23 protein-coding genes are annotated in these 23,351 nt (G+C 42.4%); 13 read left to right on the forward strand and 10 right to left on the reverse strand.

What is annotated here, in order from left to right:
* Positions 1 to 49 precede the first annotated feature (49 nt).
* On the reverse strand, positions 50 to 3,001 hold the full coding sequence (locus PCC7418_RS18775) for a Calx-beta domain-containing protein (protein ID WP_015227763.1): 2,952 nt from the start codon (positions 2,999 to 3,001) through the stop codon (positions 50 to 52).
* 450 nt (positions 3,002 to 3,451) lie between these two features.
* Here PCC7418_RS18775 and PCC7418_RS21205 point away from each other — a divergent pair, with 450 nt between their 5' ends.
* A complete protein-coding gene (locus PCC7418_RS21205) occupies positions 3,452 to 3,583 on the forward strand; it encodes a hypothetical protein (protein WP_255348269.1) in 132 nt (43 codons plus the stop codon).
* Positions 3,584 to 3,654: 71 nt separating this feature from the next.
* Here the strand turns inward: PCC7418_RS21205 and PCC7418_RS18780 are convergent, their stop codons facing one another.
* Both PCC7418_RS18780 and PCC7418_RS18785 read right to left on the reverse strand, forming a co-directional pair.
* On the reverse strand, positions 3,655 to 4,233 hold the full coding sequence (locus PCC7418_RS18780; protein WP_015227764.1) for a Uma2 family endonuclease: 579 nt from the start codon (positions 4,231 to 4,233) through the stop codon (positions 3,655 to 3,657).
* 379 nt (positions 4,234 to 4,612) lie between these two features.
* Positions 4,613 to 5,191, reverse strand: a complete 579-nt coding sequence (locus tag PCC7418_RS18785) for a Uma2 family endonuclease (RefSeq protein ID WP_015227765.1) — start codon at positions 5,189 to 5,191, stop codon at positions 4,613 to 4,615.
* Between the two features lie 417 nt (positions 5,192 to 5,608).
* On the opposite strand from PCC7418_RS18785, the gene PCC7418_RS18790 reads away from it, so the two are divergent.
* Entirely contained in the window at positions 5,609 to 6,073 is a 465-nt protein-coding gene (locus tag PCC7418_RS18790) for a DUF2214 family protein (RefSeq protein ID WP_015227766.1), read from the forward strand.
* Positions 6,074 to 6,077: 4 nt separating this feature from the next.
* Here PCC7418_RS18790 and PCC7418_RS18795 read toward each other — a convergent pair whose 3' ends face one another.
* On the reverse strand, positions 6,078 to 6,440 hold the full coding sequence (locus PCC7418_RS18795) for a hypothetical protein (protein ID WP_015227767.1): 363 nt from the start codon (positions 6,438 to 6,440) through the stop codon (positions 6,078 to 6,080).
* 224 nt (positions 6,441 to 6,664) lie between these two features.
* On the opposite strand from PCC7418_RS18795, the gene PCC7418_RS18800 reads away from it, so the two are divergent.
* A complete protein-coding gene (locus tag PCC7418_RS18800; RefSeq protein ID WP_015227768.1) occupies positions 6,665 to 7,627 on the forward strand; it encodes a glycosyltransferase family 9 protein in 963 nt (320 codons plus the stop codon).
* The gene (locus PCC7418_RS18805) at positions 7,620 to 8,207 is read left to right on the forward strand and encodes an HAD-IIIA family hydrolase (RefSeq protein WP_015227769.1); all 588 of its coding nucleotides are present in this window, start codon (positions 7,620 to 7,622) and stop codon (positions 8,205 to 8,207) included. The genes PCC7418_RS18800 and PCC7418_RS18805 overlap by 8 nt, the downstream gene beginning before the upstream one ends.
* Before the next feature lie 22 nt (positions 8,208 to 8,229).
* Here the strand turns inward: PCC7418_RS18805 and PCC7418_RS18810 are convergent, their stop codons facing one another.
* Positions 8,230 to 8,928, reverse strand: coding sequence for a response regulator transcription factor (locus PCC7418_RS18810; protein ID WP_015227770.1), 699 nt, complete (start codon positions 8,926 to 8,928; stop codon positions 8,230 to 8,232).
* Between the two features lie 126 nt (positions 8,929 to 9,054).
* On the opposite strand from PCC7418_RS18810, the gene PCC7418_RS18815 reads away from it, so the two are divergent.
* Complete coding sequence (locus PCC7418_RS18815; RefSeq protein WP_015227771.1) at positions 9,055 to 9,324, forward strand: hypothetical protein; 270 nt, start codon at positions 9,055 to 9,057, stop codon at positions 9,322 to 9,324.
* A 176-nt stretch (positions 9,325 to 9,500) separates the two neighbouring features.
* Here PCC7418_RS18815 and serS read toward each other — a convergent pair whose 3' ends face one another.
* Together serS and PCC7418_RS18825 are read right to left on the reverse strand one after the other, a co-directional pair.
* A complete protein-coding gene (gene serS, locus PCC7418_RS18820) occupies positions 9,501 to 10,790 on the reverse strand; it encodes a serine--tRNA ligase (protein WP_015227772.1) in 1,290 nt (429 codons plus the stop codon).
* A 77-nt stretch (positions 10,791 to 10,867) separates the two neighbouring features.
* The gene (locus PCC7418_RS18825; RefSeq protein WP_015227773.1) at positions 10,868 to 11,434 is read right to left on the reverse strand and encodes a DUF3611 family protein; all 567 of its coding nucleotides are present in this window, start codon (positions 11,432 to 11,434) and stop codon (positions 10,868 to 10,870) included.
* A 328-nt stretch (positions 11,435 to 11,762) separates the two neighbouring features.
* Here PCC7418_RS18825 and PCC7418_RS18830 point away from each other — a divergent pair, with 328 nt between their 5' ends.
* From PCC7418_RS18830 to PCC7418_RS18850, 5 genes are all read left to right on the forward strand, one after another.
* On the forward strand, positions 11,763 to 12,116 hold the full coding sequence (locus PCC7418_RS18830; protein ID WP_015227774.1) for a PadR family transcriptional regulator: 354 nt from the start codon (positions 11,763 to 11,765) through the stop codon (positions 12,114 to 12,116).
* 34 nt (positions 12,117 to 12,150) lie between these two features.
* Positions 12,151 to 12,690 carry a cofactor assembly of complex C subunit B gene (locus PCC7418_RS18835; protein ID WP_015227775.1) on the forward strand — a complete coding sequence of 180 codons (540 nt, stop codon included), beginning with the start codon at positions 12,151 to 12,153 and terminating at the stop codon, positions 12,688 to 12,690.
* Positions 12,691 to 12,895: 205 nt separating this feature from the next.
* Entirely contained in the window at positions 12,896 to 13,423 is a 528-nt protein-coding gene (locus tag PCC7418_RS18840; RefSeq protein ID WP_015227776.1) for a universal stress protein, read from the forward strand.
* 383 nt (positions 13,424 to 13,806) lie between these two features.
* Entirely contained in the window at positions 13,807 to 14,313 is a 507-nt protein-coding gene (locus PCC7418_RS18845) for an adenosine-specific kinase (RefSeq protein ID WP_015227777.1), read from the forward strand.
* An 80-nt stretch (positions 14,314 to 14,393) separates the two neighbouring features.
* Complete coding sequence (locus tag PCC7418_RS18850) at positions 14,394 to 15,299, forward strand: hypothetical protein (protein ID WP_015227778.1); 906 nt, start codon at positions 14,394 to 14,396, stop codon at positions 15,297 to 15,299.
* A 260-nt stretch (positions 15,300 to 15,559) separates the two neighbouring features.
* On the opposite strand, the gene PCC7418_RS18855 is transcribed toward PCC7418_RS18850, so the two are convergent.
* On the reverse strand, positions 15,560 to 15,964 hold the full coding sequence (locus tag PCC7418_RS18855) for a phasin family protein (protein ID WP_015227779.1): 405 nt from the start codon (positions 15,962 to 15,964) through the stop codon (positions 15,560 to 15,562).
* 269 nt (positions 15,965 to 16,233) lie between these two features.
* Here PCC7418_RS18855 and PCC7418_RS18860 point away from each other — a divergent pair, with 269 nt between their 5' ends.
* The gene (locus PCC7418_RS18860; RefSeq protein ID WP_083885425.1) at positions 16,234 to 19,527 is read left to right on the forward strand and encodes a diguanylate cyclase domain-containing protein; all 3,294 of its coding nucleotides are present in this window, start codon (positions 16,234 to 16,236) and stop codon (positions 19,525 to 19,527) included.
* Here PCC7418_RS18860 and PCC7418_RS18865 read toward each other — a convergent pair.
* Positions 19,524 to 20,570, reverse strand: a complete 1,047-nt coding sequence (locus PCC7418_RS18865) for a M42 family metallopeptidase (protein ID WP_015227781.1) — start codon at positions 20,568 to 20,570, stop codon at positions 19,524 to 19,526. The two genes, PCC7418_RS18860 and PCC7418_RS18865, sit on opposite strands and share 4 nt — an antisense overlap.
* Before the next feature lie 92 nt (positions 20,571 to 20,662).
* Positions 20,663 to 21,532 (reverse strand): Cof-type HAD-IIB family hydrolase, encoded by an 870-nt coding sequence (locus PCC7418_RS18870; RefSeq protein WP_015227782.1) that lies wholly within the window; start codon positions 21,530 to 21,532, stop codon positions 20,663 to 20,665.
* Positions 21,533 to 21,640: 108 nt separating this feature from the next.
* On the opposite strand from PCC7418_RS18870, the gene PCC7418_RS18875 reads away from it, so the two are divergent.
* Positions 21,641 to 22,048 (forward strand): hypothetical protein, encoded by a 408-nt coding sequence (locus PCC7418_RS18875; protein ID WP_015227783.1) that lies wholly within the window; start codon positions 21,641 to 21,643, stop codon positions 22,046 to 22,048.
* Positions 22,049 to 22,413: 365 nt separating this feature from the next.
* On the forward strand, positions 22,414 to 23,340 hold the full coding sequence (locus PCC7418_RS18880) for an alpha/beta fold hydrolase (protein WP_015227784.1): 927 nt from the start codon (positions 22,414 to 22,416) through the stop codon (positions 23,338 to 23,340).
* Positions 23,341 to 23,351 lie beyond the last annotated feature (11 nt).

The following is a 23,351-nucleotide window of genomic DNA, read 5'->3' on the forward strand; positions in this document are numbered from 1 at the left end:
CGGAAAAACCATACTCAATGCCTCTTAACTCCTGGAACAACATTGCGATTTAGGTCGCAAAATAATCAGTGACCGTTAAACTTTCTTCTGCTGGTAAACCACCAACAAATGTACCGAACTGCACTAACAAGTCATCCGTCTCACTGAAATCTGCTGTCCCATCGTTAACCGACAGGTAAATTCGGCTATCAAACTCGAAGAAGACCGCCTCATTTACTCCCACATTGTTATCGTTGTAAGCCGTCTGAACAGCTTTACTGAGGGAAGGAGCGGAAATTACCCCAACACTAGAAAGAGCGTCAGGGTTAGAGGAAATATCCAATCGATCCGTTTCCTCCGTATTGAAATAACCAATATCATCCAAGCTCGATAAGGAAGAATCGGATAAATTTGGGAAGATAAAAGTATCTTGTCCGCCATAGCCAAGGAGATAATCACTTCCTGCATCTCCTTGGAAAGTGTTTGTACCTCCTAATCCAATGAGTATGTCATCTCCCTCTTTTCCTTCTAAACTTTCGTCTCCATTACTACCAACAAGGTAGTCATCACTGCTTGTTCCAGAAATAGTAGGAAGGCTACTTCCAGTGTCATCACCCAGAATGGTTCCTGTGGCTTCAGCGTCAGAAAGGCTGACCTCTGAAGAAACATTACTGAGATTAAGCGTAAATTGTTCATCCCCTTCGTTATCTTTATCTCCACTCACCGGTACAGAAATCGAAGTGGTGGTATTACCGGGGACAAAGCTAAAACTACCACTGGTTGCTGTATAGTCTTCTCCAGCAACAGCAGTATCATCAGCAGTGGTATAATCAAATGCGATTTCTTGACCGCTAGGGGCGGAAAGTTTGACAACAAAGTTGATGGAAGTGCTGCCACTATCTCCTTCCACAACACTTGCATCATTTACACGAATGGTTGGTGCCGTATCATCGTCAGTAATGGTGGCGATGCCTTCAGTGTCAGCAATGGTCACTTGGGAGTTATTGGCATTACTCAGTTGTAAAGCAAATTCTTCCGTTGCTTCTGAGATATCATCACCCAAAACAGTCACATCAACTTCACTGCTGGTTTGGTTAGGGTCAAAAGAGAGAGAACCACTTGTGGCAACGTAGTCAAATCCATTATCGAAGGCGGTGCGGTCATCCGTTTGGTAATTGACGGTAAAGCCTTCTGATAAGGGGTCATCAACGCTGAGGGTAAAGGTGATGGTTTGATCCGTATCGGTTTCGGTAACACTGGGGTTATCGATACTGACAATTCCTTGGTCATTCACATCAATCGTGAAGGTTTCCGTGAAGGTTCCTCCGTTATCGTCATCAGTTTGAACACGGATACTGTAGCTGTCTTGGCTTTCAAAGTCGGGGGAAACATCCAGACTTAACTCCTCCCCATTGATGGTAAAGAGGTTATTATCACTGTCTCCCACCCCAGAAACGAGGCTGTAGGTGAAGCTGTCTCCCGTGTCGGGGTCAGTGGTGCTAAATGTTCCCACAACGCTGTCAGTACTGTTTTCATCCACACTGGAATTACTCAAAGTAATATCTGTTGGGGCTTCGTTAACATCTTCTACCTCAATGCTAAGGGTTCTGGTATCAGTGCCACTAGGACTTGTAGCAGTTACTCCTACCTCATAGGTATTTTTACTATCAAAGTCTTGAGGCGTTTCAAAATTAGGCGCAGAGATAAAGCTCAATACTCCATTAGAATTAATCGAGAAGAAAGAATCATCATCACCACTAATACCAAAACTCAAAGGATTACCATTGGCATCAGTATCATCAAAGTCTAAAACTTGAGTGGTATTTTCGAGGATGCGGGCACTATTACTACTGACAGCAATGGAACCAATAATTGCATTTGTGCCAGAAGTAACACCATTGTCTCCGACGAAAATGGAGTTTGGCAGGTTGTAAGGATTAATATCAACGCCATCAATGGCAGCACCAAGGTTAATGGGAGAATTGGTGTAGTCCTTTAAAGATCCTGTTAACTCTGGTGCTATTTGCCCCCCACCAAGATCTCTTGCGGTAAGCGTATAAGATCCACTGCTAACCTCTAACTCAAAGTTAATGGGAGCAGAGAAGTTAGCAGTAGAGAAGAGTACACTTTCACTTTCTGGCAGAAATTCTCCAAAACTTAAGTTGGTACTGGATGCAAATATTTCTCCAGGAGTAATATTAATCTCAATGGATTCCTTTGGATCATCTCCAATTGCGACTAAGCTAAGTTCCCCACCATTTAGTTGTGCTGTAAACGAAATGGTGTAACCAGCATCGTCATCTAGCAATAAATTGAGGGATTGATCAAACACAAACGGTGAATCTGGAGAACTAGAAAGTGTCTGGTTAACCGTTTCAACATCCTCATTAAACCCAGCAGAAGCACGGTTTACAAAGCGTGTAAAGCCTGCGTAAGTATTAGGGGCAGAACTGTCTAGAAAAGTGCCAGCCCCATTGCTGTCATAACCTATCCCTGTCCTCTGCGGATCGGGAACTGGGGAAACAGTTTGATTCAAGATGTCTGCTTGAGTAAATGTCCAGTTTTCATCGACAGCATCATTGACAAGAGCGTCACTTCCTGGAAAATCAAGTACGTTATCAGGAGTAGTTCCATCGTAAAGGGTTGTTTGCAGTCTTGTTTGCGGTTGGGGACTAAAAACTGGAGGAACTAGTCCAATGTGAATTTCGACAGTCGCTGTGTCTGTGAAACTCTGATTATCGGTAACTTCATACTCAAAATACCAGACATCTCCGTTACCAAAACGAACATACTCAAAAATGCCTTGATTCGGATCTACTAAGGTCAAATTCCCTCCTCCCGATGTTTGTATTGGTACACCTCCTTGTTGTTGAACAACATATTCTCTTCCATCAAAAGTAAAAGAAGAAATTGAGAGCGGCCCACCCTCTACATCAAAATCATTATCCAAAACGTTAAAGAGAAATGGACCTGGATCGAATTGACTAATACGATAGGAGTCAGGATTTGCAATTAGAGCCATGAGAGTTTATTTCCTGTATGAATGAATAATTTTTAATACGACTAAGAGATCGTCTAAAATGAATCTGTTTATCAGCGAGTTTTGTCAACTCAACATTGACAGGTTAAGGATTAGCTTGAGCTAGGAATGACCCCCGATCGCGCTTCATGAAACAGAGTTTTATATTAATCAGAAGAAGGCTCACTCTAGAACTCACATCCCCGCAAAACTTAGTAAGAGTCGACCTCAGTCCCACTCCCATCACCCTGTTAAACCCATCAAACGTCAGTTAAGCAGCCGTCCCTTAAGCACTGATAATTGTTGTTTGACATTAATTAACTAGTTAATTTTAATTAATTTATTAATAATTGTCAATTGAATTAGCAATCTTCAACACAAGTTCGTTTCGTTAAAAAAGGGTTATATTTTTGTAATTAAAGTCACTAATAAAAAAATACGAGATCTTAGTTAATGGCAAACTCACAATCTATTTTTGGTACAAGCGCGATTGACCTGAAGAGTCACTGCATCGAAGAGCGCGATCGCGCTGCACAAAGAATAATCCCCGCAATCTCCTGTTTAGAGCGTTTCTTAGTCTGTTGAGAAACTGAGTATTAGTCACCAGTCATTGGTTTACAAAGGACAAAGGACAAAAGACAAAACAAGAAGGACTTTTACCGCCAGATTTTGGCAAGATTTAAGTTAAATCCCTTCAAAACATCTTCCCCAGAAAGAAACTTGGGAGCTTCTAAAATTTCTACCGCTTGTTTGGCGCGGTAGATCGCAACACGCTTATTTCGTGGCTCAATTAGCCAACCTAAGCAACAACCAGTTTCCATATATTCTTCCATTTTCTCAGTTCCTTGCTTCCAAGAATCTGAGGGAGATAGCAGTTCGATGATAAAATCAGGACATAATGGTAGAAAGCCCTTCTTTTCTTCTGTTGTTAGTGCGTTCCATTTTTCTAACGGAATCCAAGCTGCATCAGGCGATCGCTGTGCGCCATTGGGTAAAGCAAATCCCCCAGAAGAATCAAAGGTTTTTCCCAACCCCGTTTGGCGATTCCATACACCTAAATCAATAATGAGTTCAGCATTCCAAGCGCTAGTTTCTCCTCCTGTGGGCGACATAACAATTAATTCTCCGTTAGCGTTGAGTTCTAGCTTGGTGTCGGGGTTGGTTGCACATAGGGTATAAAATTGCTCTTTGCTTAATTGAATGACGGGATTGAGGTTGAGGGTGGTAGTCGTCATAAGGGTTAACTGCTGGAAGGGTCTCAAATTAATTTTACAAGGTTGGTTAGAGCGGTGTTGGGTGAGGGGCAAAACATTGGTAAAGTGCAAATACAGGCGATTGAAGAGTTACAGCAACTACCAGAAACCAACTGTTAACAACCCCTTTCGGGATCGGATTCTAGAAATTGTGGCGAACATGGTTGCTATTGAGGTACAAATGAGTATTATAGCAATCCCAAATGAATTGTAAATTAATCCCCCCTAGCCCCCCTTAGAAAGGGGGGAACGGTTAATCAACTTGTTACAAATGATTTAGGATCGCTATAGTCATTAGTCACCAGTCATTGGTTTACAAAGGACAAAGGACAAAGGACAAAAGACAAAACAAGAAGGACTTTTACCGCCAGATTTTGGCAAGATTTAAGTTAAATCCCTTCAAAACATCTTCCCCAGAAAGAAACTTGGGAGCTTCTAAAATTTCTACCGCTTGTTTGGCGCGGTAGATCGCAACACGCTTATTTCGTGGCTCAATTAGCCAACCTAAGCGACAACCAGTTTCCATATATTCTTCCATTTTCTCAGTTCCTTGCTTCCAAGAATCTGAGGGAGATAGCAGTTCGATGATAAAATCGGGACATAATGGTAGAAAGCCTCTTTTTTCTTCTGTTGTTAGTGCGTTCCATTTTTCTAACGGAATCCAAGCTGCATCAGGCGATCGCTGTGCGCCATTGGGTAAAGCAAATCCCCCAGAAGAATCAAAAGTTTTTCCCAACCCCGTTTGGCGATTCCAGATTACTAGGTCAGCATTAAGTTCAGAGTTCCAAACACTGGTTTCCCCACCTGTGGGCGACATAACAATTAATTCTCCGTTAGCGTTGAGTTCTAGCTTGGTGTCGGGGTTGGTTGCACATAGCGTATAAAATTGCTCTTTGCTTAATTGAATGACGGGATTGAGGTTGAGGGTGGTAGTCGTCATAAGGGTTAACTGCTGGAAGGGTCTCAAATTAATTTTACAAGGTTGGTTAGAGCGGTGTTGGGTGAGGGGCAAAACATGGGTCAAGTAAAATAAAGAAGCGCGATCGGCAAATAGCGGAGCTAGATCGCGCTTTCACTTTTGCCAAAAATGGGGTCGGTTAACGAACTCATTATATTTGGCGTTCCTTATGATGAATTCTGTTGTGATTTTGTAAGAGTAGGCTCTATGACTTCTCCCCATACCACTGATTCCCATCCCCTGCGGAGTGTCCACACTAATACTTTCCGTTATTAGAGTTATCAGGTTATGCCTTCTACAGTTTACAAAAAGGGGAGGTAGTGAAATCGTTACAAGATCTTCTGAAAATATTGTTATATTGCTATGTGGCTATGTTTATTAAGAAGAGGAGTGAACTAGATGATCTGGGAGAGCGCGATCGTTGCTTATATTCATTATCTGAGTTTTGGACTGGTTCTCGCGTCGTTGATTGTGGAACGACAAACCATGAAATCAGAACTCAGTATTCGAGAAGGCTGGGTGATTCTGATTGCAGATGGAATTTATGGCACTGCTGCGACGGCAATCCTCGCCACTGGGGTGTTACGCTTACTTTATTTTGGCAAAGGAACCGAGTTTTATACCGAAAATCCCGTTTTCTGGGCAAAAGTGATCGTTTTCTTTGCGGTTGCTACCATTTCTCTGTATCCCACAATTTCTTATCTGCTGTGGATTGGGAAGTTACGGCAAAATATTGCGCCAAAACTAACTCCTTTCCGCACCACTCTCATTCATTGGATTATTAATATTGAATTGGTCGGATTTAGCTCGATTCCCCTGTTAGCTGCGATGATGGCTCGGGGAATCGGCTTAGAGTGGTTTTAAGATATTAATTGCAACCTCCGCTTGCCTCATATCCTGAGCCAATACCACCAGAGACACGATTTTCACAGGTCACGGTATTGCCGTTGGGTCCCGTAATTGCGCGATCGCGCACGCCTGTAAAATTACCATTGCCATCGGTTTCAAAGTTGCCATTGACTTCCGAAGTGCCACCATACGCCCCTTCTCGGATGCGGTTTCTCGTCCCACTGAAGCCACCATTTTCATGGCGAGATCTATCTGCTGTTCCTGTGACTGTTCCACCGCGTCTGTTCGTCCGTTCCCGTCGCAATTGGGCATTTGCGGGTAAAGTTGTCGCAAAAATGAGTAAACTGCTGAGGGCGAGAGTTGTTACTTGTTGAGGTTTCATAAGTTGTTTCATCCCATTGTGAGAGTCTCTTTTAAACTACCCTTCATCAGTTGACCAGTCTGCAAACAAAAGTCACGTTGTTTTCTCGCAAAATATAGGAAAAAAGTCACCTGCTATATTTTGGAGACAAACCTGATGAAAATCCAAGTTATCCGTGCGAATGGACGGTTGTGCCATTAAAATTAACTTGATTGCAAAAACGGAATTAATAATTAGCCCGAATTATGCGTATTCTAACTCTTGTCCCTGGCGGAATTGGGGATCAAATCTTATTTTTCCCGACCCTCGCTGACTTAAAAAACGCCTATCCAGAGGCACAAATTGACGTTTTAGTCGAACCCCGTGCTAAATCAGCGTATCGGGTGTGTTCTTATGTTCATGACGTGCTGGTGTTTGATTATAAAAATCGCAATAGTTTAGCGGATTATTTGAATCTGTTGGGAGTAATACGCGATCGCGAGTATGAAGTTGCTCTCACTCTGGGTCGTCGCTGGACAGTGGGCTTTTTGCTGTGGTTAAATGGCATTCCCGTCCGTGTCGGCTATGAAAGTTCAGGATCTGCCTTTTTATCCAGTACCGTCCCTCTCAAAACCGAACAATATGCTGCTCAGATGTATCATGATTTGTTAAAGGGTTTAAATATCAACACCCCTTGTCCGCCCCTACAAGTGAATGTTCCTAAAAGCGATATCCAATGGGGAAAACAGGAACAAGAGCGTCTGGATATTAAAGATGGCAATTATATTGTGATTCATGGCGGTTCCAGTCAACTTGCCCAAGAAAAAGGCATTGATAAAATTTACCCTGTGACCAAGTGGAAAGATATTATTGCCGATCTACAAGCGAAACAGCCTAACTTACCGATTGTGCTGGTGCAGGGGCCCGAAGATGAAATGTGGGTTGAGCAACTGTTACAAGTCAATCCCCACTTAAAAGTCACCAGTCCCCCTGATATTGGTAAACTTTCGGCGATGATTGCAGGAGGCAGTTTGATGTTATGCACGGATAGTGCGCCCATGCACTTAGCGGTTGCTGTGGGAACTTATACGATCGCGCTGTTTGGCCCCACTGAACCGAAAAAATTATTACCGCCCGACAATTCGTCCTATGTTGGGATAAAATCTCCTACAGGCGCGATCGCTGATATTGAAGTTAATTCTGTCCTTGAACAAATTTGGCGTGGCTAAACCAGCAATTTTTCTTGACCGTGATGGAGTTTTAAACCAAGAAGCGGGCTATCTCCATCAGGTCGGAGATTTACATCTGATCCCAGGCGCAGCAGAAGCGGTGCGGATTCTTAATGATCATCAACTCTTCTGTTGTCTCATTTCCAATCAGTCTGGACCGGCTCGCGGTTACTATTCCTTAGACCATGTGGAAGCCTTACATGAACGCTTACAGCAGCTACTTGTAGCAGAAGCCCAAGCGCGGTTAGATGCTCTTTATTATTGCCCCTATTTAAGCCCTTGTGCGGGGGGAATCAATCCCGACTTCACGGCTTGGAGTACATGGCGCAAACCGAATACAGGAATGCTGGTTGCTGCTGCCTGGGAACACGATTTAGATTTAAACGCCAGTGTTGTTGTCGGCGATAAAGCGACCGATATCGACTTAGCTTATAACGCTGGTGCAAAAGGAATTTTAGTGCAAACCGGGTATGGTCAAGCGGTCACTAAAGGACAGTATCAACATCAAACAGCCCCCCACTACATCGCAGAAAACCTTTTAGATGCGGTTCATTGGTTGCTCAACAGTAACCGTCCCTGACCAGAGAACAAAGAACCAATAACTACTCTGTTAAGCCATGTTGCAGGGCAAAACGGACTAATTCTGTTCGGCTGTTGGTTCCAGTTTTGCTAAACAAACGACTGACATATTTTTCAACGTTGCGGACGCTGGTTTCAAGACGACGGGCAATTTCTTTGTTCATTAACCCTTCTGCAACTAGATTAAGAATACTTTGTTCCCGAGGAGTCAGGTCAATTTTAATCGGACTTGGGGTGGTTTTGACATTGCCTTGTTGTCCGAGAAGACTTTTAATTTCCGCAATTTGTTGCGCGATCGCGCTTAAATCAGTAGTATTATCCCCACTGCTACCTATACTTTCTCGACGAGATAATAAATTCTTGACAATCGCCACCAACTCATCAGGATCAAACGGTTTCGCTAAATAAGCATCACAGCCAGCTTGATGCCCTTTAATGCGGTCCGCCGTCATGCCCTTTGCCGTTAAGAAAATCACTGGCAGTCCTTTATAGCGAGGATCGTCCCGTAATTTCTCTAAAAACTGATAGCCATCCACTTGGGGCATCATAATATCAGTAATGACTAAATCTGGGGCATCCTGTTCCAGTAATTGCCATCCTTCATTAGCATTACTTGCCACATTGACAATAAAGCCTTCATCCTCTAAATAGGCTTGCACTGCTTCTTGTAAGCTGGGTTCATCATCAACTAATAATAATTTAGTTCCTTCTGCGTCACTCATGCTTCCCAGTTTCTTCCTTCATCGCTGATTCTCCTACAATTTTAAAAGCTTTTCATATTTTTTCCTTTTTTTCTTCATGCTAAAGTAAGAAATTGTTACCCTTTTTTGTCGAAAAATAATCCAACCGTGTCTTCTTCTCAGCAACCAGAAAAAATTAGTATTCCCTCGCTTCCTCTTGCCGTTTATCGAGAAATTGCAGCCCATTTACGGCAACTTGATGGGATTGAGGTTACAATTATTCCTCAATCTTCCTCAGCATTTAGTTACTTTCAAAGCCAAGTGGAAGGCTTACAACTCAGTTATTCTTCCACCCTTTCTTCAGAAGAAAGACAATATTACCATGACATTCTGAACTACTATGAAGAAAAATATGGCAGTTGGGAGAAAGAGAATTAATCATTAATCTAGCAATTTTTGTTCTTCGTGCTTTGGGATTGCTATAGCAGGCCCAACCTAGGATAGAATCAGGCTTTCAGAAGTTTTGTCAAAGATTACGCCTTCTGTCACGGAAGGGGCCTGCGCGTGACCTTTGGTCAGTTATAGTCCTAGGGTTTGCAGGGTAAACCCAACAATTATCTTTTCAGGACAGTTTGATGTAAATAAGGCTGTAAAACATCAGGTATTGTTACGGTCCCATCTGCTTGTTGATAGTTTTCTAAAATAGCAGCCATGGTGCGTCCAATAGCAAGCCCAGAGCCGTTTAAGGTATGAACAAACTGTGTCCCTTTTTTGTTGGCTTCTTTAAAACGAATATTAGCGCGTCTGGCTTGGAAATCTACAAAGTTAGAGCAACTAGAAATTTCCCGATAGGTTTGAGAAGAAGGCAACCAAACTTCTAAATCGTAACATTTTGCTGCCCCAAAACCGAGGTCACCTGTACATAATTCTATCACGCGATAAGGAAGTTTTAATGCTTGTAAAATCGCTTCTGCATTTTGGACTAAACTTTGATGTTCTTCCGCAGAATTTTCGGGACGTACCAGTTTCACTAACTCCACTTTATTAAACTGATGAAGACGAATCAGTCCCCTTGTATCCTTACCATAACTTCCTGCTTCCCGTCGGAAACAAGGAGTATAAGCACAATGATAAATGGGCAGTTGATCTGCGTCTAAAACTTCATCCCGATATAAATTAGTCACGGGAACTTCTGCGGTGGGGGCTAACCACAAATCATCCCCTTGACACTGAAAACTTTCTTCTGCAAATTTTGGTAATTGTCCAGTTCCAGTGAGAGAATCACTATTAATTAAAACGGGTGGCATTACTTCCAAATATCCCGCTTTTGTCTGCTGATCCAGCATAAAGCTAATTAAAGCCCTTTCTAGGGCTGCTCCCATTCCAACTAAGCTAACAAAGCGACTCTGGGCAACTTTAACAGCGCGAGAAAACTCTAAAATTCCGAGTTTTTCCCCAATTTCCCAATGAGGTAAAATCGCTTTAGAATTAGCAGGTAAATATTCATCTCCCCAACGATGCACCTCAACATTTTCCGTTTCATCTTTCCCCACGGGGGTGGTTTCACTAGGAAGATTGGGGAGCGATAAAAGCAGAGTTTTAATTTTTGCTTTCAGATCTTTTTCTTGTGGCTCTAACTCATTGAGTTGTTGTTTCAGTTCGTTGCTTTCAGTTTTAATTTTTTGGATTTCTTCGCTATCGGGAGCTAATCCGGATTTAATCTTTTGCCCGATTTCCTTACTAATTTCATTGGTACGAGCTTGTAAGCGCGATCGCGCTCCTTCTAACCGACGTTGCTCTTCACTTAAATCTAAAATTTCTTGAATTTGATAGTCGGAACTACGTCGATTTAATAAATCTTGGACAACTTCTGGTTCTTGACGAATCCGTTTTAGCTCTAGCACATCAACCTCCTTTAGTCATTAGTCATTGGTCATTCGTTACTGGTTTCTCAAATCCAGAACAAAAGATCAACAATCAATCATTTATTTAAACGTTCTGTCAGCCACAGAGAAGAAAGAATCCCAGCGAAATGAGCGGCAATAATATTAACATTTGCCTGAATAATTAGCAAATCAATGGAATTCACAAATTCTTGGGGTTTCGCACCGATGACTAATTGCGGTTGCGTTAAAGACTTAACTAACACAATCCCAACAATGGCTTGCGCTCCCAAAATCGTGAGTAACAACCCCACTAAATTAACAATGAGTCCAATGCGCAGTTGACGCAAAATCACCGCTCTGCTGGGGCGAGATCCGCTATCAGCAGTAGCTAAGCGACGGGAAATGCGGGTATAACGAAAACAAAAATAAATACTAACCCCAAGAGCAACAATTCCGCCGAGAGCAAAAAAGACCCCAACACCCGTGGCTTGTGTGGTATCTTGTCCCCCTAAATTGGGAGAAGCAACTAACAAGGTCACTGCAGAGACTACACCAAGGACCAGTTGCACCCATAACCCAAAATTACCACCGACTTTTAAGGAGGACGAGGCGCGTTTCACCGCAAGGGGGAGAGACGAGCTTACTTCTGGCTTATTATCCATTAATCTTTGACCGCTTCAGAGACAACGCTATGCCCTTATTTTAGATGAGTCCTGTTTATTGTCGAGGGGACAAGTGCTTATAGCGCTAGACCTCAACAGACTAAGAAACGCTAGATGATCTTGAAACTTTCCCAGAAAATCGATGGAATTTTTTCAATGATTTTTCGCAGTTTGAGAATATTTCTTTTTTTATAAATAAAGAAAAATAATTTAATGGACAATTATCGCGAATTACCTTACTTTGTTAGTAGTTTAATCAATAATTATCCTCTACTTCCTGATTGACCTTAAATTACTTTCTTAATTACAAGCTGATGCGGTCAAGCCCATGAAATTTGAAGACATCTATCAATTTTTCGATAATCCTCCTCCGACTTATCTCAATCGAGAACTCGCTGTTTGTTACATTCTTGATATTTTGTTACATAAAGAGTCTTATGGCACAGAGTTAATTGAACAACTGACAGAAACTTATCCCCAGTACCGATTATCCGATACGGTGCTTTACAGTTCCTTAAAATTCCTTGAGCAATCTGGAACCATCAAAGGATACTGGCGCAAGCTCAAAGGGAGGGGTCGTCCTCGCAAGATGTATAAAATATCACCCGATAATCAGCAACAAGCGGAGGAATTGGCTCACTTGTGGCGGACATACGCTAACCACAAGTGTCCTCAAAATTGATATATTAGCTTCAAGTCTCTATTTTTCTCTGATTGTGATTAATATTCCTGTTTTATCTTCAACCTTATTTCTAACCGTCTTACTTTTAATTGGTTTATTTTTCTTTATTCGCGCTTCTGTTAAAGATCGCACCACAGAAGTTCAATTTGGTGCTGATTTGCCAGAAACGGATTTACTACCGAAAGTGAAAGCCTATTTCTTCCAACGAGCCTACAAGGTCAAATCCTTTGATCCCGATCAAGAACAAGTGACTCTCGAAGGCTTTGTGCAACCAAGTTGGTTTCTGGCGATCTTTTTATCTGTCTTAGCTGGTTCGGGGTTACTTTGTATTAGCTTGGTGCTTTTCCTTTACTTTGGTGAGTTGAGTTATCGTAGTGCGTTCTTTTTAATTACTCTGCTCACCCCTCTCGCTGGTATTTTCTATTGGAAAAAGGCTGGGCGTGTGGAACAAGTATCGCTGAAGTTAGATACTCCTCCAACTGAGGAAACATCTCAAAGTTTGATTACGGTGAAAGCCCATCGAGATGAGTTGATTCAACTACAACAAGCGTTACCGCTTAAACGTCAAGAATGAGATTAGCTATAGCACTACTTGCAAGGGGAAGGGGAGTTGGGGTGAGAGGGAGACAAGGTGAGGGGGTGAAAAACGAACAGTGACCAATAAAAACTATTACAGAAATTCTTTCTTGCTTAAATACGTATGTCATCATAGAGGTGAAAGGATCAATTAAAACCATATTGCCCTGAATAAATTCTAAAAGCGAGGGGTAGGTTCAACTATGAGTATTCAAAGCAAGGCAGTCAATGCAAAATATAATAAAATTTTAGTTGCCGTTGAGCCTCGGAGTGAAGAACAATCAAAACCTAATCATTCAGAGGTGTTTGACAGCGCGATCGCGCTTGCGAAAAAAGACAACAGCCATCTGTTTATCTTTCATGCCATTAATCATTTCCCCGCACGACAAGATGTTTTAGTCGCCAGTCATGTCACGCCCTATGCAGGCTTATACGAGGGAGAAACACTTGCTTTTTCGGATCGGTTAGTGGAAGAAACAACCGAAGAATTAAATGCTTGGTTACGTTCTTGCCAAGAATTAGCCAATCAAGAAGGACTAGAAGCCGATTATGAATATGGGGTCGGCGAACCAGGGAAGTTAATTTGTGAATTGGCTCAGCGTTATGCAGTTGATTTAATTGTTATTGGTCGTCGTGGACGCAGAGGTCTGAGTGAAATCTTGTTAGGAAGTGTTAGTAATTATGTTGTTCATCATGCCCCGTGTCATGTTTTAGTGGTTCAACATTCCTGAAGAATTTAACATTAATAATTCCTAATCAAGGGCGAGAAAAAAGGGAAGGTGACCCGTAACGAAATCATCAAAAACAATCCTAAATAACCAATCGTGATCGCACTCATTGTTAGTGTGAGAAGGAGTCGTAACTCTGGCTGAAAGGAGGTTTTGGCAGAAGCTACGGCTCAATTTGTATTGATTACAATTTAATTCGTAATTATTAATATTTGCCTCCGAAAAAAAGATCAGGAGATAAACTATAACTTAAATTGATCTATAGCGTTTCTGAGTCGGTTGAGGACAGCGACCAGTTATCAGTGGATAGTGGATAGTAAAGAAGAAGAAAAACTACCCACTAACAAATGACAGATGTTCCATCGAACGTCTCTACCCAATGACTAATGACCAAAAAAACACCAATGGCGATTGAAATTAAGTCTGTCAAGATGGAAATTCCTGAGGAAGCGAATATTATTATCGGTCAAGCTCACTTTATTAAAACCGTTGAGGATTTGTATGAGATTATGGTGGGCGGTTCTTCTCAGGTGAAGTTTGGTTTAGCCTTTTGTGAGGCTTCAGGAGATTGTTTGTTGCGTGTTGCTGGTAATGAGGAGGCTCTCAGCGCGATCGCTGCGAAAAATGGTGAAGCGCTTTCCGCAGGACATAGCTTTGTGATTATCCTGCAAGAGGCGTATCCCCTGAATTTTTTAAATGCCCTCAAGCAGTGTCCAGAAGTGTGTCACATTTACTGTGCTACCGCTAATCCCGTCGAGGTGCTGATTGCTGAGACCGAACAAGGACGAGGGATTATTGGCGTTGTGGATGGATTTTCTCTCAAAGGACGGGAAAGCACCAAAGATGTGAAAGCACGCCAGAGTTTATTGAGGCAAATCGGATATAAACTCTAAATCATTTTGCGAACCCATTTCAAGAAAGTGTTTGCAAGGGCTGAAATAGAATTTCTAACCAATACAAAGGAGGTAAACCAATGAATGGGAAGGCGATTAAACTGATCATACTGGGACTGCTCTCAGCACTCTTTATTCTCAGTTCAGGGATGGCGACGGCGGAGAATGAAGACATAACAGAGGTGGTCAAAATTGGCACAGATGTTACAGTGACTGAAAATCAAGTTTTAACAGAAGCAGTTGCTATTGGCGGTTCCGTGACGATTTTAGAAGGAGGACGGGTGACGCAAGATGCCACTGCGATTGGTGGTGATGTGATTCTGGAGGCTAATGCACAAGTGGGCGGTAATGCTGTCGCGATCGCGGGAAGTATTGTGAAAGCAGACAGCGCGATCGTCAATGGGGATGAAGTGGAAATTTTAAGTGGGGCAACTGACCTGGTGAAGCAGTTGGGACTCTTTGGTACACTTTATCTCGGCAGTGTCATCTTCAATGTTGCCTCCATTCTAGTTATTATCGCCTTTGGCATTTTCTTATTGCTGTTACTGCCTGGACATCTCAATACGATTGCCGAAACCATGAGCCAACATCCGTTTAAGAGTGCGATGTGGGGACTAGGAGCAATGATTCTAGTCATCCTCGTCACAGGATTGATTGGAGGAAGTGTTTTAGGATTTTTGCTGATTCCGATCATTAATTTAGCTTTAGCAGTGACAGGCTTACTCGGCTGTGTGACAACAGGCTTATGGGTGGGTCAACAAACGCCACTGGGTAAAGACGGTGCTAGAATCAAACCTTTTCTTCTGGGAATGGTGATTCTTGGAGTCATTAGCATCATTCCCGTTGCGGGTGGGTTGATTGTTCTGATGGTCACGCTCTTTGGCTTTGGCGCTGTGTTGCTATCCCGAGTTGGAACAGTGTTACCAGAATCGATTGGTAAACAATTTGATCAGTTAGAAGGAAGAGCTTCTTCCTCAGAAATTTAATTGACAGGATCAGTCCTGAAAGCGTTTTGAGGGCTTTCATCGATGCTTCTTTCTTACTTTTTGATTAATTCACAAGAAAAAGGTATAGCAATATAGCAGTTAGGAATCAGTTGTGAGACAGCAATTCTGGTTTAAGGCAAGTTGCCCCAGGCAAAAGGCAACAAACAATTCTCATGAATCGTTGCTGATTGCTATATGATCTCATTTGTTAAAAGTAGCTTAACTTCAGATCCCCCCCTCCCCCCTTTACTAAGCAAGCATCATTTTTTGTGGAGGCGTTTTAATTCTTCTCTTAAGGCTTCCACTTGTTGGCGAAGGGTATCGAGATCCTCATCTTCACTGTTTGCTGAGGGTTGCTTTTCTTGTTGGTTTGTTCCTTCCTCCTCTTCAATAATTTCAATGCGTCGCGGTTCGCCTTGTTGTGAGGAATCTGTGGAAGATTGGGCTTGTCCCCGTTGCGCTTCAGAAATCAGTTGTTCCACAAACTGACGCGCTTCTTCTGAGTTCATTTCCCCCCGTTTGACTAACTCATCGGCGAGTTTTTGTCCTTGAGTTCGGAGTTCTTTGAACCGCTCGGCTGCTTGTTCTTGTGCGTAGTCTGCTAATCCGACACCAAAGTAAAAGGCTTTTTGTAGAATATCGCCGAATCCAAATTGGTTTGACATGGATTGATTAATCCTCCCCGATTAGTATCCCTACTTCTCAGCTTAACTTGCTTTCACCAATCCCAACTAAGGATTCATCTCTATTGGAGAAAAAAATTGTTAAGATTAGTTTTAACGATTCTAATCTGTATTTTTACTTAATCAGATTTAATTAATTTTTCTGTTGATCGGGGGGAGTGACTTCTTTCACTGAGGAGGTAATGAGATTTTCGGCTCTCCCCTAATCGGGTATCATTAAGGATAGATTTTGATGAAAATCAATTTGTTTTATGTTCCAATCCAATCATCGCGTGATAAGAATATTATCGAGTTGTGTGACAATGTTATTGGCTCTGGTACTGACTAATCGGGGCGGAATCGCGGTCAAGAAAGAGATGATTCGGGTGGGAGTGTATCAAAATGAACCGAAAGTGTTTCTAGATGAGGAGGGACAAGTTTCTGGTTTTTTCCCAGCCTTGATGAATGAGATCGCCGAAGCAGAAAATCTCAGCCTTCAGTATATTCCTTGCACTTGGGAGCAATGTTTGTCGGATCTGGAAGTGGGAAAATTAGATTTGATGGTGGATGTTGCCTATTCCCCTGAAAGAGAACAACGCTTTGATTTTAATCAGGAAGTGGTGTTTAATGCTCGCTCTTTTTTATACACCATGAATGGGATCACCGTGGATGAATTACCCGATTTGGATCAAAAGCGGGTGGCGGTGCTGGATGGGAGTATTCAAGAAGACTTACTGCGCGATCGCGCTCAGAAATTAGGCATTGCACCGATCTGGGTAGAATTAGGTAGTTTTCGTGCGCTCTTTGAGCAACTGCATCAGAGAAAGGTTGACATTGCGGTTGCCAACGAATTTATTGGGAAAGGTTTTACTCAAACCTATGACAACATTCAACGAAGCCTTTTAGTCAACAGTTCACAAATTCATCTGGCAACACCAAAAGGAAAAAATCAGGAGTTACTGAATTTAATTGATCGTCATCTAGTTACACTTAAAAATACCCCTAATTCTGTCTATCATCAAGCCTTACACCATTGGTTATTGGGCTTCCAACCCTTAACTGTTCGTTCTCCTTGGGTAGAAGAAGTGATTACTGCTGTCGTCGCCATTAGTACCCTTAGCATTATTACCATCATTATCGTTACTAATTACCGCTTGAAAAAAGAACTAATTAAACGTCGCTTAGTCGAAGAAAACTTAAAACAAAGTGATGCCCAATTTAAAGGATTAATTCAGAATGTTCCTGCTGCTTTATTGCGCTATATTCTCTATCCTGATGGATCGATCCAAATTCCCTATATGAGTCCCGTGTGCGAAAAACTCTGGGAAATTCAAGCCAAGGATGTAGAAGAAAATGCAAACATTTTATGGGATATGGTTCATCGTGATGATGTCACACCGATGCAAGAATCAGTGATGTTGTCGGCAGCGACGTTACAACCATGGTTTCATGAATGGCGAACGACGACCCCCTCTGGAAAACAAAAATGGTTACAAGGACGGGGAAATCCCAAGGAAACTTCTAACAAAACGATCGTCTGGGATACGGTAATTTTTGATGTTACTGAACAAAAACTCATTGAACAAGCATTGCAAGAAAGTGAACAAAAGTTACAAGAAATTACAAATGCGGTTCCAGGAGCCGTACATCAGTATCTTATTGATAGAAAAGGAAACGAACAGTTCCTCTTTATGAGTGAAGGGATCAAAAGGCTATATGGTATTACGCCACAGCAAGTATTAGACAATCCCCGTTTAATGTGGGAAGTCTTAGATTCCGAAACCCAATCTCGTCTTAAATCTTTAGTTGAATACTCCGCAACCCATTTGACCCCTTGGGATTGTGAATTTGAAGTGACTCTCGCTGACGGTGAAAAAAAATGGATTAAAGGCAATTCCATGCCGATGCAAACCGAGAATGGCATAGTTTGGAACGGCATTTTAGTGGATATCAGCCAGCAAAAATGGCAAGAACAACTCCTCGCCACCCAACAAGAAATTCTCGAAGATTTAGCTGAAGGAAATGATCTAGAAACGATTTTTACTGAACTGATTCGTTTGATTGAACAGCAAACGCAAGGCTTAATGGGGTCAATTTTATTACTGAAAGGGAAACAACTCTGGCATTGTGGTCAATCTAACTTACCCACGGGATATCTCAAAGCGATTAATGGTATTGAGATTGGTAAAGGAGTCGGTAGTTGCGGACATACTGCTGCCTGTGGTGAACTAGTTATTGTTGCCGATCTTGAAACCCATCCCTTCTGGGAAGACTACCAAGATCTGGCGCGTACTTATGGCTTAAAATCCTGTTGGTCAATGCCTATTTTGTCTTCCAATAGTGATGTTTTAGGAACATTCGCTCTCTACAGTCACACTCCACGCCATCCCACGCCCTACGAGAAAGACTTAATTAGTATTGCCTCGAAAGTTGCTGCTCTCGCCATTGAACGGAAACAACAAGAATCTCTGTTAGAAGAAAAAGCGGAACAAAAACAATTACTGACTCAAGTCGCCACTCGCATTCGCCAATCTTTAGACTTGCAATTGGTTTTAGATCAAACGGTTCAAGAAATCCGTGATTATTTACAAGCAGACCGTGTTTTAATCTATCGCATCAAGGGTGAGGCAGCAAAAGTGATTGCAGAATCAGTGGAAGAAGGCTGCATCTCCATTTTGAATAAAGAGATTAATGATCCCTGTTTGCAATCTCCTTATTATCTCTCTCGATTTCAGGAAGGTTATATTCAAAAGATTGCTGATATTGACCAAGCCGACTTAGAGCCTTGCCATCGGGTAATGCTACGCAGTTATGAAGTGAAAGCGAATCTCGTTTTAGGGATTTTACAAGAAGAACAGGTTTGGGGCTTTTTGATCGCGCAACACTGTCACGAAAGTCGGGAATGGCAAGGCGGTGAAGTCACTTTTCTGCAACGACTCTCAGAACAAGTCAGCATCGCGATTCAACAATCCGAACTTTACGAGCAAGTGAATCTTGAACTTCAAGAAAAAAGAGAACTCGCTGAGCAACTGCATTTCCAAGCCATGCACGATGCCCTCACCCAACTGCCCAATCGTAGTTTGCTGATGGATCGCTTGCAACATACGTTTCAGATTTATCGGCGACGCAGTACAGAAGATGAAATCCACTTTTCGCTGCTATTTCTTGATTTGAATGACTTTAAGCAGGTCAATGATACCTTGGGTCATGATGCAGGAGATGAACTGTTAGTGACAGTTGCCAATCGCTTACAAAGATGTCTGCGAGAGATGGATACAGTGGCGCGTTTGGGAGGAGATGAGTTTGTGGTGATTATTGAAGACATTACTGGCGAAAGTGACGCGATTGAAGTGGCTAATCGCATTCATTCTGCATTTGCCGAACCCACCTATCTGAATGGGGAAGTGGTGAACATTAGCAGCAGCATTGGTATTGTCCTTGATCGTCCAGACTATAACTATCCTGAGGAAATGCTCCGTGATGCGGATATTGCGATGTATGAGGCAAAGCAAAACCATTTGAAATATTTTGTATTTCGTTCCTCGATGGAAATCAGTGACCGCTAGAATTGTGGGCTGGTGGCAAAATGAGCGAGAATTTTGGTACAGTGCGCGATCGCGCTCAGGTGTGCAATTTCATACCCGTGGGTGTTATCAGTGGGGAAGCCTAAACAAGCAGCCCGCGAAACATGACCCATTTTCATCGCGATCGATCCGTCACTCCCAAACCCATCAATAATTGCTGGTTGTAGCGGAACATCTGCCTTTTTAGCAGCTTGGACAATTTCTTGATTTAACCCTTCATCATAGAAGCCATATCCATCTTGAGACAGTAACACAGGGGCTTCTCCGCCTGTAAAGGAATATTCGGGCGCAAGGGGAATAATTTCGAGAGCAATTAGTGCACCAAGGCGTTGATTCTGCGTAAAATATAACGCGCCGATCGCGCCGATTTCTTCTTTCGCTGAAGCAATCAGATAAACATCTTGGGGCGGATTTTGAATCTGTTGGGCTAAATCTAACAAAATGGCGAGGGATGCTTTGTTATCTAGGGTATAACTGGCGATATAATCTTCATTAAGGCGAAACGGTTGCTTGCGATGTTTGCCAATCACAACCCGTGTTCCTGGACGGACTCCTGCGGTTTCTAATTCTTCGACACTACATTTGGTTTCAATCCAAGCATTTTCCCAGAATAGCGGTTGGTCTTCTTGTTGGGCTTTTTGCGGGGATTCGTGGGAGACATGGCGAGATCCAAAGGAGAGAATCCCAGAAATCGTTGCGCGATCGCCGAGAATATCCATCACCCCTTCTCCATACACCCAAGGAAACGACCCCCCTAAGCGACGCACTTCTAACGCCCCATCTTCTCGGACACATTTGACAATTGTGCCAATTTCGTCTTTATGGGCGGTAATCGCCACAGGAGAATCAGACTGTTGACCTGGAATTTTGGCGATAATATTTCCCGCTTCATCTTGCCAATTTTCCACGCCAATTGCGTTAAATTTTTCTAATAAAGCGCGATCGATTTCTTGTTCTGCGCCACTCGGAGAATGACATAAGACTAACTCGGTGATGGTATTAAATAAAGCATTAAATTCGGACATTTTCTTAAATCGTGTTTTTTAGTCAGTTGAGGAACAAAAATAGACTAATGGCGACAACTATCGCGCTAAACGAGTAGAATATAAAGAGATATTTAACCCTTCAAAATAAACTTTTCTAACGCTTCTACCACGCCATCCGCTTCCACATCAGGCGCAACCCAATCTGCTTGGGCTTTTACTTCTGGCGGTGCATCTCCCATCGCCACACCAATGGCTGCATACTGTAGCATTTCGAGATCATTAAAATTATCTCCGATCGCGATCGTGTTTTTTGCCTCTAACTTTAAAACTTCCTCCACTAGATAACGCACTGCTTTTCCTTTACTCGCGCCAGGATGACAGGCTTCAAAAAAGTAAGGATTGGATTGAGTTAAATATAACTCTTCTCGGGAATACTGTTTTTGCAGCGTCGAAAGTAACGTTTTTGTCACCTCAGGTTGATTACTCATGGCGAGAACTTTGGTTGGCGGTTGATCTAAAATATTCCGCAAGTCTCCCACTGCATTGGCTTCGATCCGACTGCGTTCGATATAGAGTCGGGTATCTTCTGTTACTTCCCGCACATATAATTCATCATTCAGATAAAAATGGACATCAAGATCCGATCGCCTCTCGGGATGTTCACAATAGTCGAGTAATTCTCGGGCTAACTCCCTCGGTACAGGTAAATGCCAAAGGGTTTCGTCTGTTTGTGAATCTTTAATCCAAGCCCCGTTATAGCAAATAATCGGCAAATCTGCACCAATGGCTTGAGCGAAGTATAATGCAGAACGATACATTCTTCCTGTCGCGATCGCGATTTGAATCCCCTGATTTTTCGCAGCTTGTAGGGCTTCAACGACAGCAGGATTCACTTCATTGGATGTACCAGAAATTGTCCCGTCAATGTCGAGTATCACCAGACGGAGATCGGGCGTGACGGGAGAAACAAGAGGATTGCGGTTAACAGCAGCGTCAGTCATCAGTCGCGATAGAGGTTGGGTTTCCCTGCGTTTGTGGTCAAAACTATGTTACCTTAAAAAAAGATTAAGCATTATAAACTTCTGTTTTCAGGGACTGAATAATTACTCATGGTCGGATTCATTAAAAACATCTTTGGCGGTAACTCAGACGATAACAATCAAAACGGGGGACAAAAAAAACAGAAAGCCTTTTATCTCGATCCCGATGAGGCGAAAACTTTTGGCGATATTGACTATATGCGTAAGCCCAATACCGTTAGAAGAAGTTTCCCGAAAAGTGTCAGTAATCCCGAAGGCGGGGAGCAAGTTGAGGAAGTTTCTGCACTAGAGAAAAAGTCACTTTCTAAAAAGAAGAATCAGCCTACTCAACCTCAACCATCGGCACAATCTTCTGAACAAAACGTTCAAGAAGGTCAAATGTATTCTGCAAAAGACGACCCTCAAATTCAAGAGCGTCGGCAGTCAGATTCGAGCTTAGATATGTTCAGAAACATGGCTCGGGATATCAAAAAATAGTTGATCGTTGAATTCATTGGGCGATTTTTGAGATACAAAAGGGTTTAATTTAGTTCATTTCTTGAAAAATAACAAGGATTAAAACTGTATCTCATCCGTCTGAAAATTGCTCTATAATTGGTTAGGGATTGGGAAATTGATTAGAAGCGTTTCCTAATTTCTAGCCTTATTGTTATTTAAACATTAATAGATCCTAACCCCCCTTTGTAAGGGGAATCCCCCCTAACCCCCCTTTGTAAGGGGAATCCCCCCTAACCCCCCTTTGTAAGGGGAATCCCCCCTAACCCCCCTTTGTAAGGGGGGAATGATTAATCAACTTTTTACGAATGATTTAGAACTGCTATATAACAAATAACAAATGACTAATGACTAATGACCAAATGATGCAATCTCCAGAAACTCAATTTTACACGAGTGATAACTATCAATGTGCTTATGAAGTTTGGGAATCTACCGTTACAGGCGACCCCTCTCCCATCGCTTTACTATTGATTCATCCCATTGGGGTTGGTTTGTCGCGAAAATTTTGGTATCGCTTTTGTCAACAATGGCAAGGACGAGGCGGGTTTGAAACGATTTATAATCCTGATTTATTAGGTTGTGGCGAAACTGCGTTACCCCGTATTCCTTACACTCCCGAAGATTTTGCCAAACCGTTAAAAGATTTAATTGAAATGGTAATCAAAAAGCCAGTAGTGGTAATTTCTCAAGGGGCTTCTTTTCCCATTGCGCTGTCGTTATTAGACTTAAAGCCAGAACCAGGAATTGCGGGTTTGATTTTAGGAGGACCCCCAGCTTGGTCTATTATCACCACAGAAAAAACATCCCGACAACAGAATTTGTTATGGAATTTGTTTAATTCTCCCATTGGTGGGTTATTTTATCGTTATGCCCGTCGCCGTAACTTTCTAGAGTCGTTTTCGGTTCGTCAATTATTCGACAAGACAGACGATGTGGATCAGCAATGGCTGGATATGTTGAAAGCGGGTGCGGACAATGTAGAAACTCGTCATGCTGTTTTTTCCTTTTTAGCAGGGTTTTGGCGGAGAAATTATGAAAGCGCGATCGCGCACATTTCCGAACCCACCCTCGTTTTAATGGGAGAATCAGCATCGAGTATTAGTCGAGACAGCGCCGTTGAATCTCCTGAAGAACGAATGATTCAATATTGTCAAGCCTTACCCAATGGGGAAGCGAAATTGCTTCCAGGACGGAATGTTTTACCTTATGAATCGACAACCGCGTTTACCAGTGCTTGTTTAGAATTTATCCAGCAAGTGAGAAGCGGTTAAAGTTGTCCTTT

This window comes from Halothece sp. PCC 7418 (assembly GCF_000317635.1).
In the GTDB taxonomy this organism is placed as follows: Bacteria; Cyanobacteriota; Cyanobacteriia; order Cyanobacteriales; family Rubidibacteraceae; genus Halothece.

What these genes read in the sequence shown, in the direction of transcription:
- PCC7418_RS18775 (WP_015227763.1), bottom strand. Translation starts at nt 3,001, where the DNA reads ATGGCTCTAATTGCAAATCCTGACTCCTATCGTATTAGTCAATTCGAT.
- PCC7418_RS21205 (WP_255348269.1), top strand. Translation starts at nt 3,452, where the DNA reads ATGGCAAACTCACAATCTATTTTTGGTACAAGCGCGATTGACCTGAAG.
- PCC7418_RS18780 (WP_015227764.1), bottom strand. Translation starts at nt 4,233, where the DNA reads ATGACGACTACCACCCTCAACCTCAATCCCGTCATTCAATTAAGCAAA.
- PCC7418_RS18785 (WP_015227765.1), bottom strand. Translation starts at nt 5,191, where the DNA reads ATGACGACTACCACCCTCAACCTCAATCCCGTCATTCAATTAAGCAAA.
- PCC7418_RS18790 (WP_015227766.1), top strand. Translation starts at nt 5,609, where the DNA reads ATGATCTGGGAGAGCGCGATCGTTGCTTATATTCATTATCTGAGTTTT.
- PCC7418_RS18795 (WP_015227767.1), bottom strand. Translation starts at nt 6,440, where the DNA reads ATGAAACCTCAACAAGTAACAACTCTCGCCCTCAGCAGTTTACTCATT.
- PCC7418_RS18800 (WP_015227768.1), top strand. Translation starts at nt 6,665, where the DNA reads ATGCGTATTCTAACTCTTGTCCCTGGCGGAATTGGGGATCAAATCTTA.
- PCC7418_RS18810 (WP_015227770.1), bottom strand. Translation starts at nt 8,928, where the DNA reads ATGAGTGACGCAGAAGGAACTAAATTATTATTAGTTGATGATGAACCC.
- PCC7418_RS18825 (WP_015227773.1), bottom strand. Translation starts at nt 11,434, where the DNA reads ATGGATAATAAGCCAGAAGTAAGCTCGTCTCTCCCCCTTGCGGTGAAA.
- PCC7418_RS18830 (WP_015227774.1), top strand. Translation starts at nt 11,763, where the DNA reads ATGAAATTTGAAGACATCTATCAATTTTTCGATAATCCTCCTCCGACT.
- PCC7418_RS18840 (WP_015227776.1), top strand. Translation starts at nt 12,896, where the DNA reads ATGAGTATTCAAAGCAAGGCAGTCAATGCAAAATATAATAAAATTTTA.
- PCC7418_RS18845 (WP_015227777.1), top strand. Translation starts at nt 13,807, where the DNA reads ATGACCAAAAAAACACCAATGGCGATTGAAATTAAGTCTGTCAAGATG.
- PCC7418_RS18850 (WP_015227778.1), top strand. Translation starts at nt 14,394, where the DNA reads ATGAATGGGAAGGCGATTAAACTGATCATACTGGGACTGCTCTCAGCA.
- PCC7418_RS18855 (WP_015227779.1), bottom strand. Translation starts at nt 15,964, where the DNA reads ATGTCAAACCAATTTGGATTCGGCGATATTCTACAAAAAGCCTTTTAC.
- PCC7418_RS18860 (WP_083885425.1), top strand. Translation starts at nt 16,234, where the DNA reads ATGTTCCAATCCAATCATCGCGTGATAAGAATATTATCGAGTTGTGTG.
- PCC7418_RS18865 (WP_015227781.1), bottom strand. Translation starts at nt 20,570, where the DNA reads ATGTCCGAATTTAATGCTTTATTTAATACCATCACCGAGTTAGTCTTA.
- PCC7418_RS18870 (WP_015227782.1), bottom strand. Translation starts at nt 21,532, where the DNA reads ATGACTGACGCTGCTGTTAACCGCAATCCTCTTGTTTCTCCCGTCACG.
- PCC7418_RS18875 (WP_015227783.1), top strand. Translation starts at nt 21,641, where the DNA reads ATGGTCGGATTCATTAAAAACATCTTTGGCGGTAACTCAGACGATAAC.
- PCC7418_RS18880 (WP_015227784.1), top strand. Translation starts at nt 22,414, where the DNA reads ATGACTAATGACCAAATGATGCAATCTCCAGAAACTCAATTTTACACG.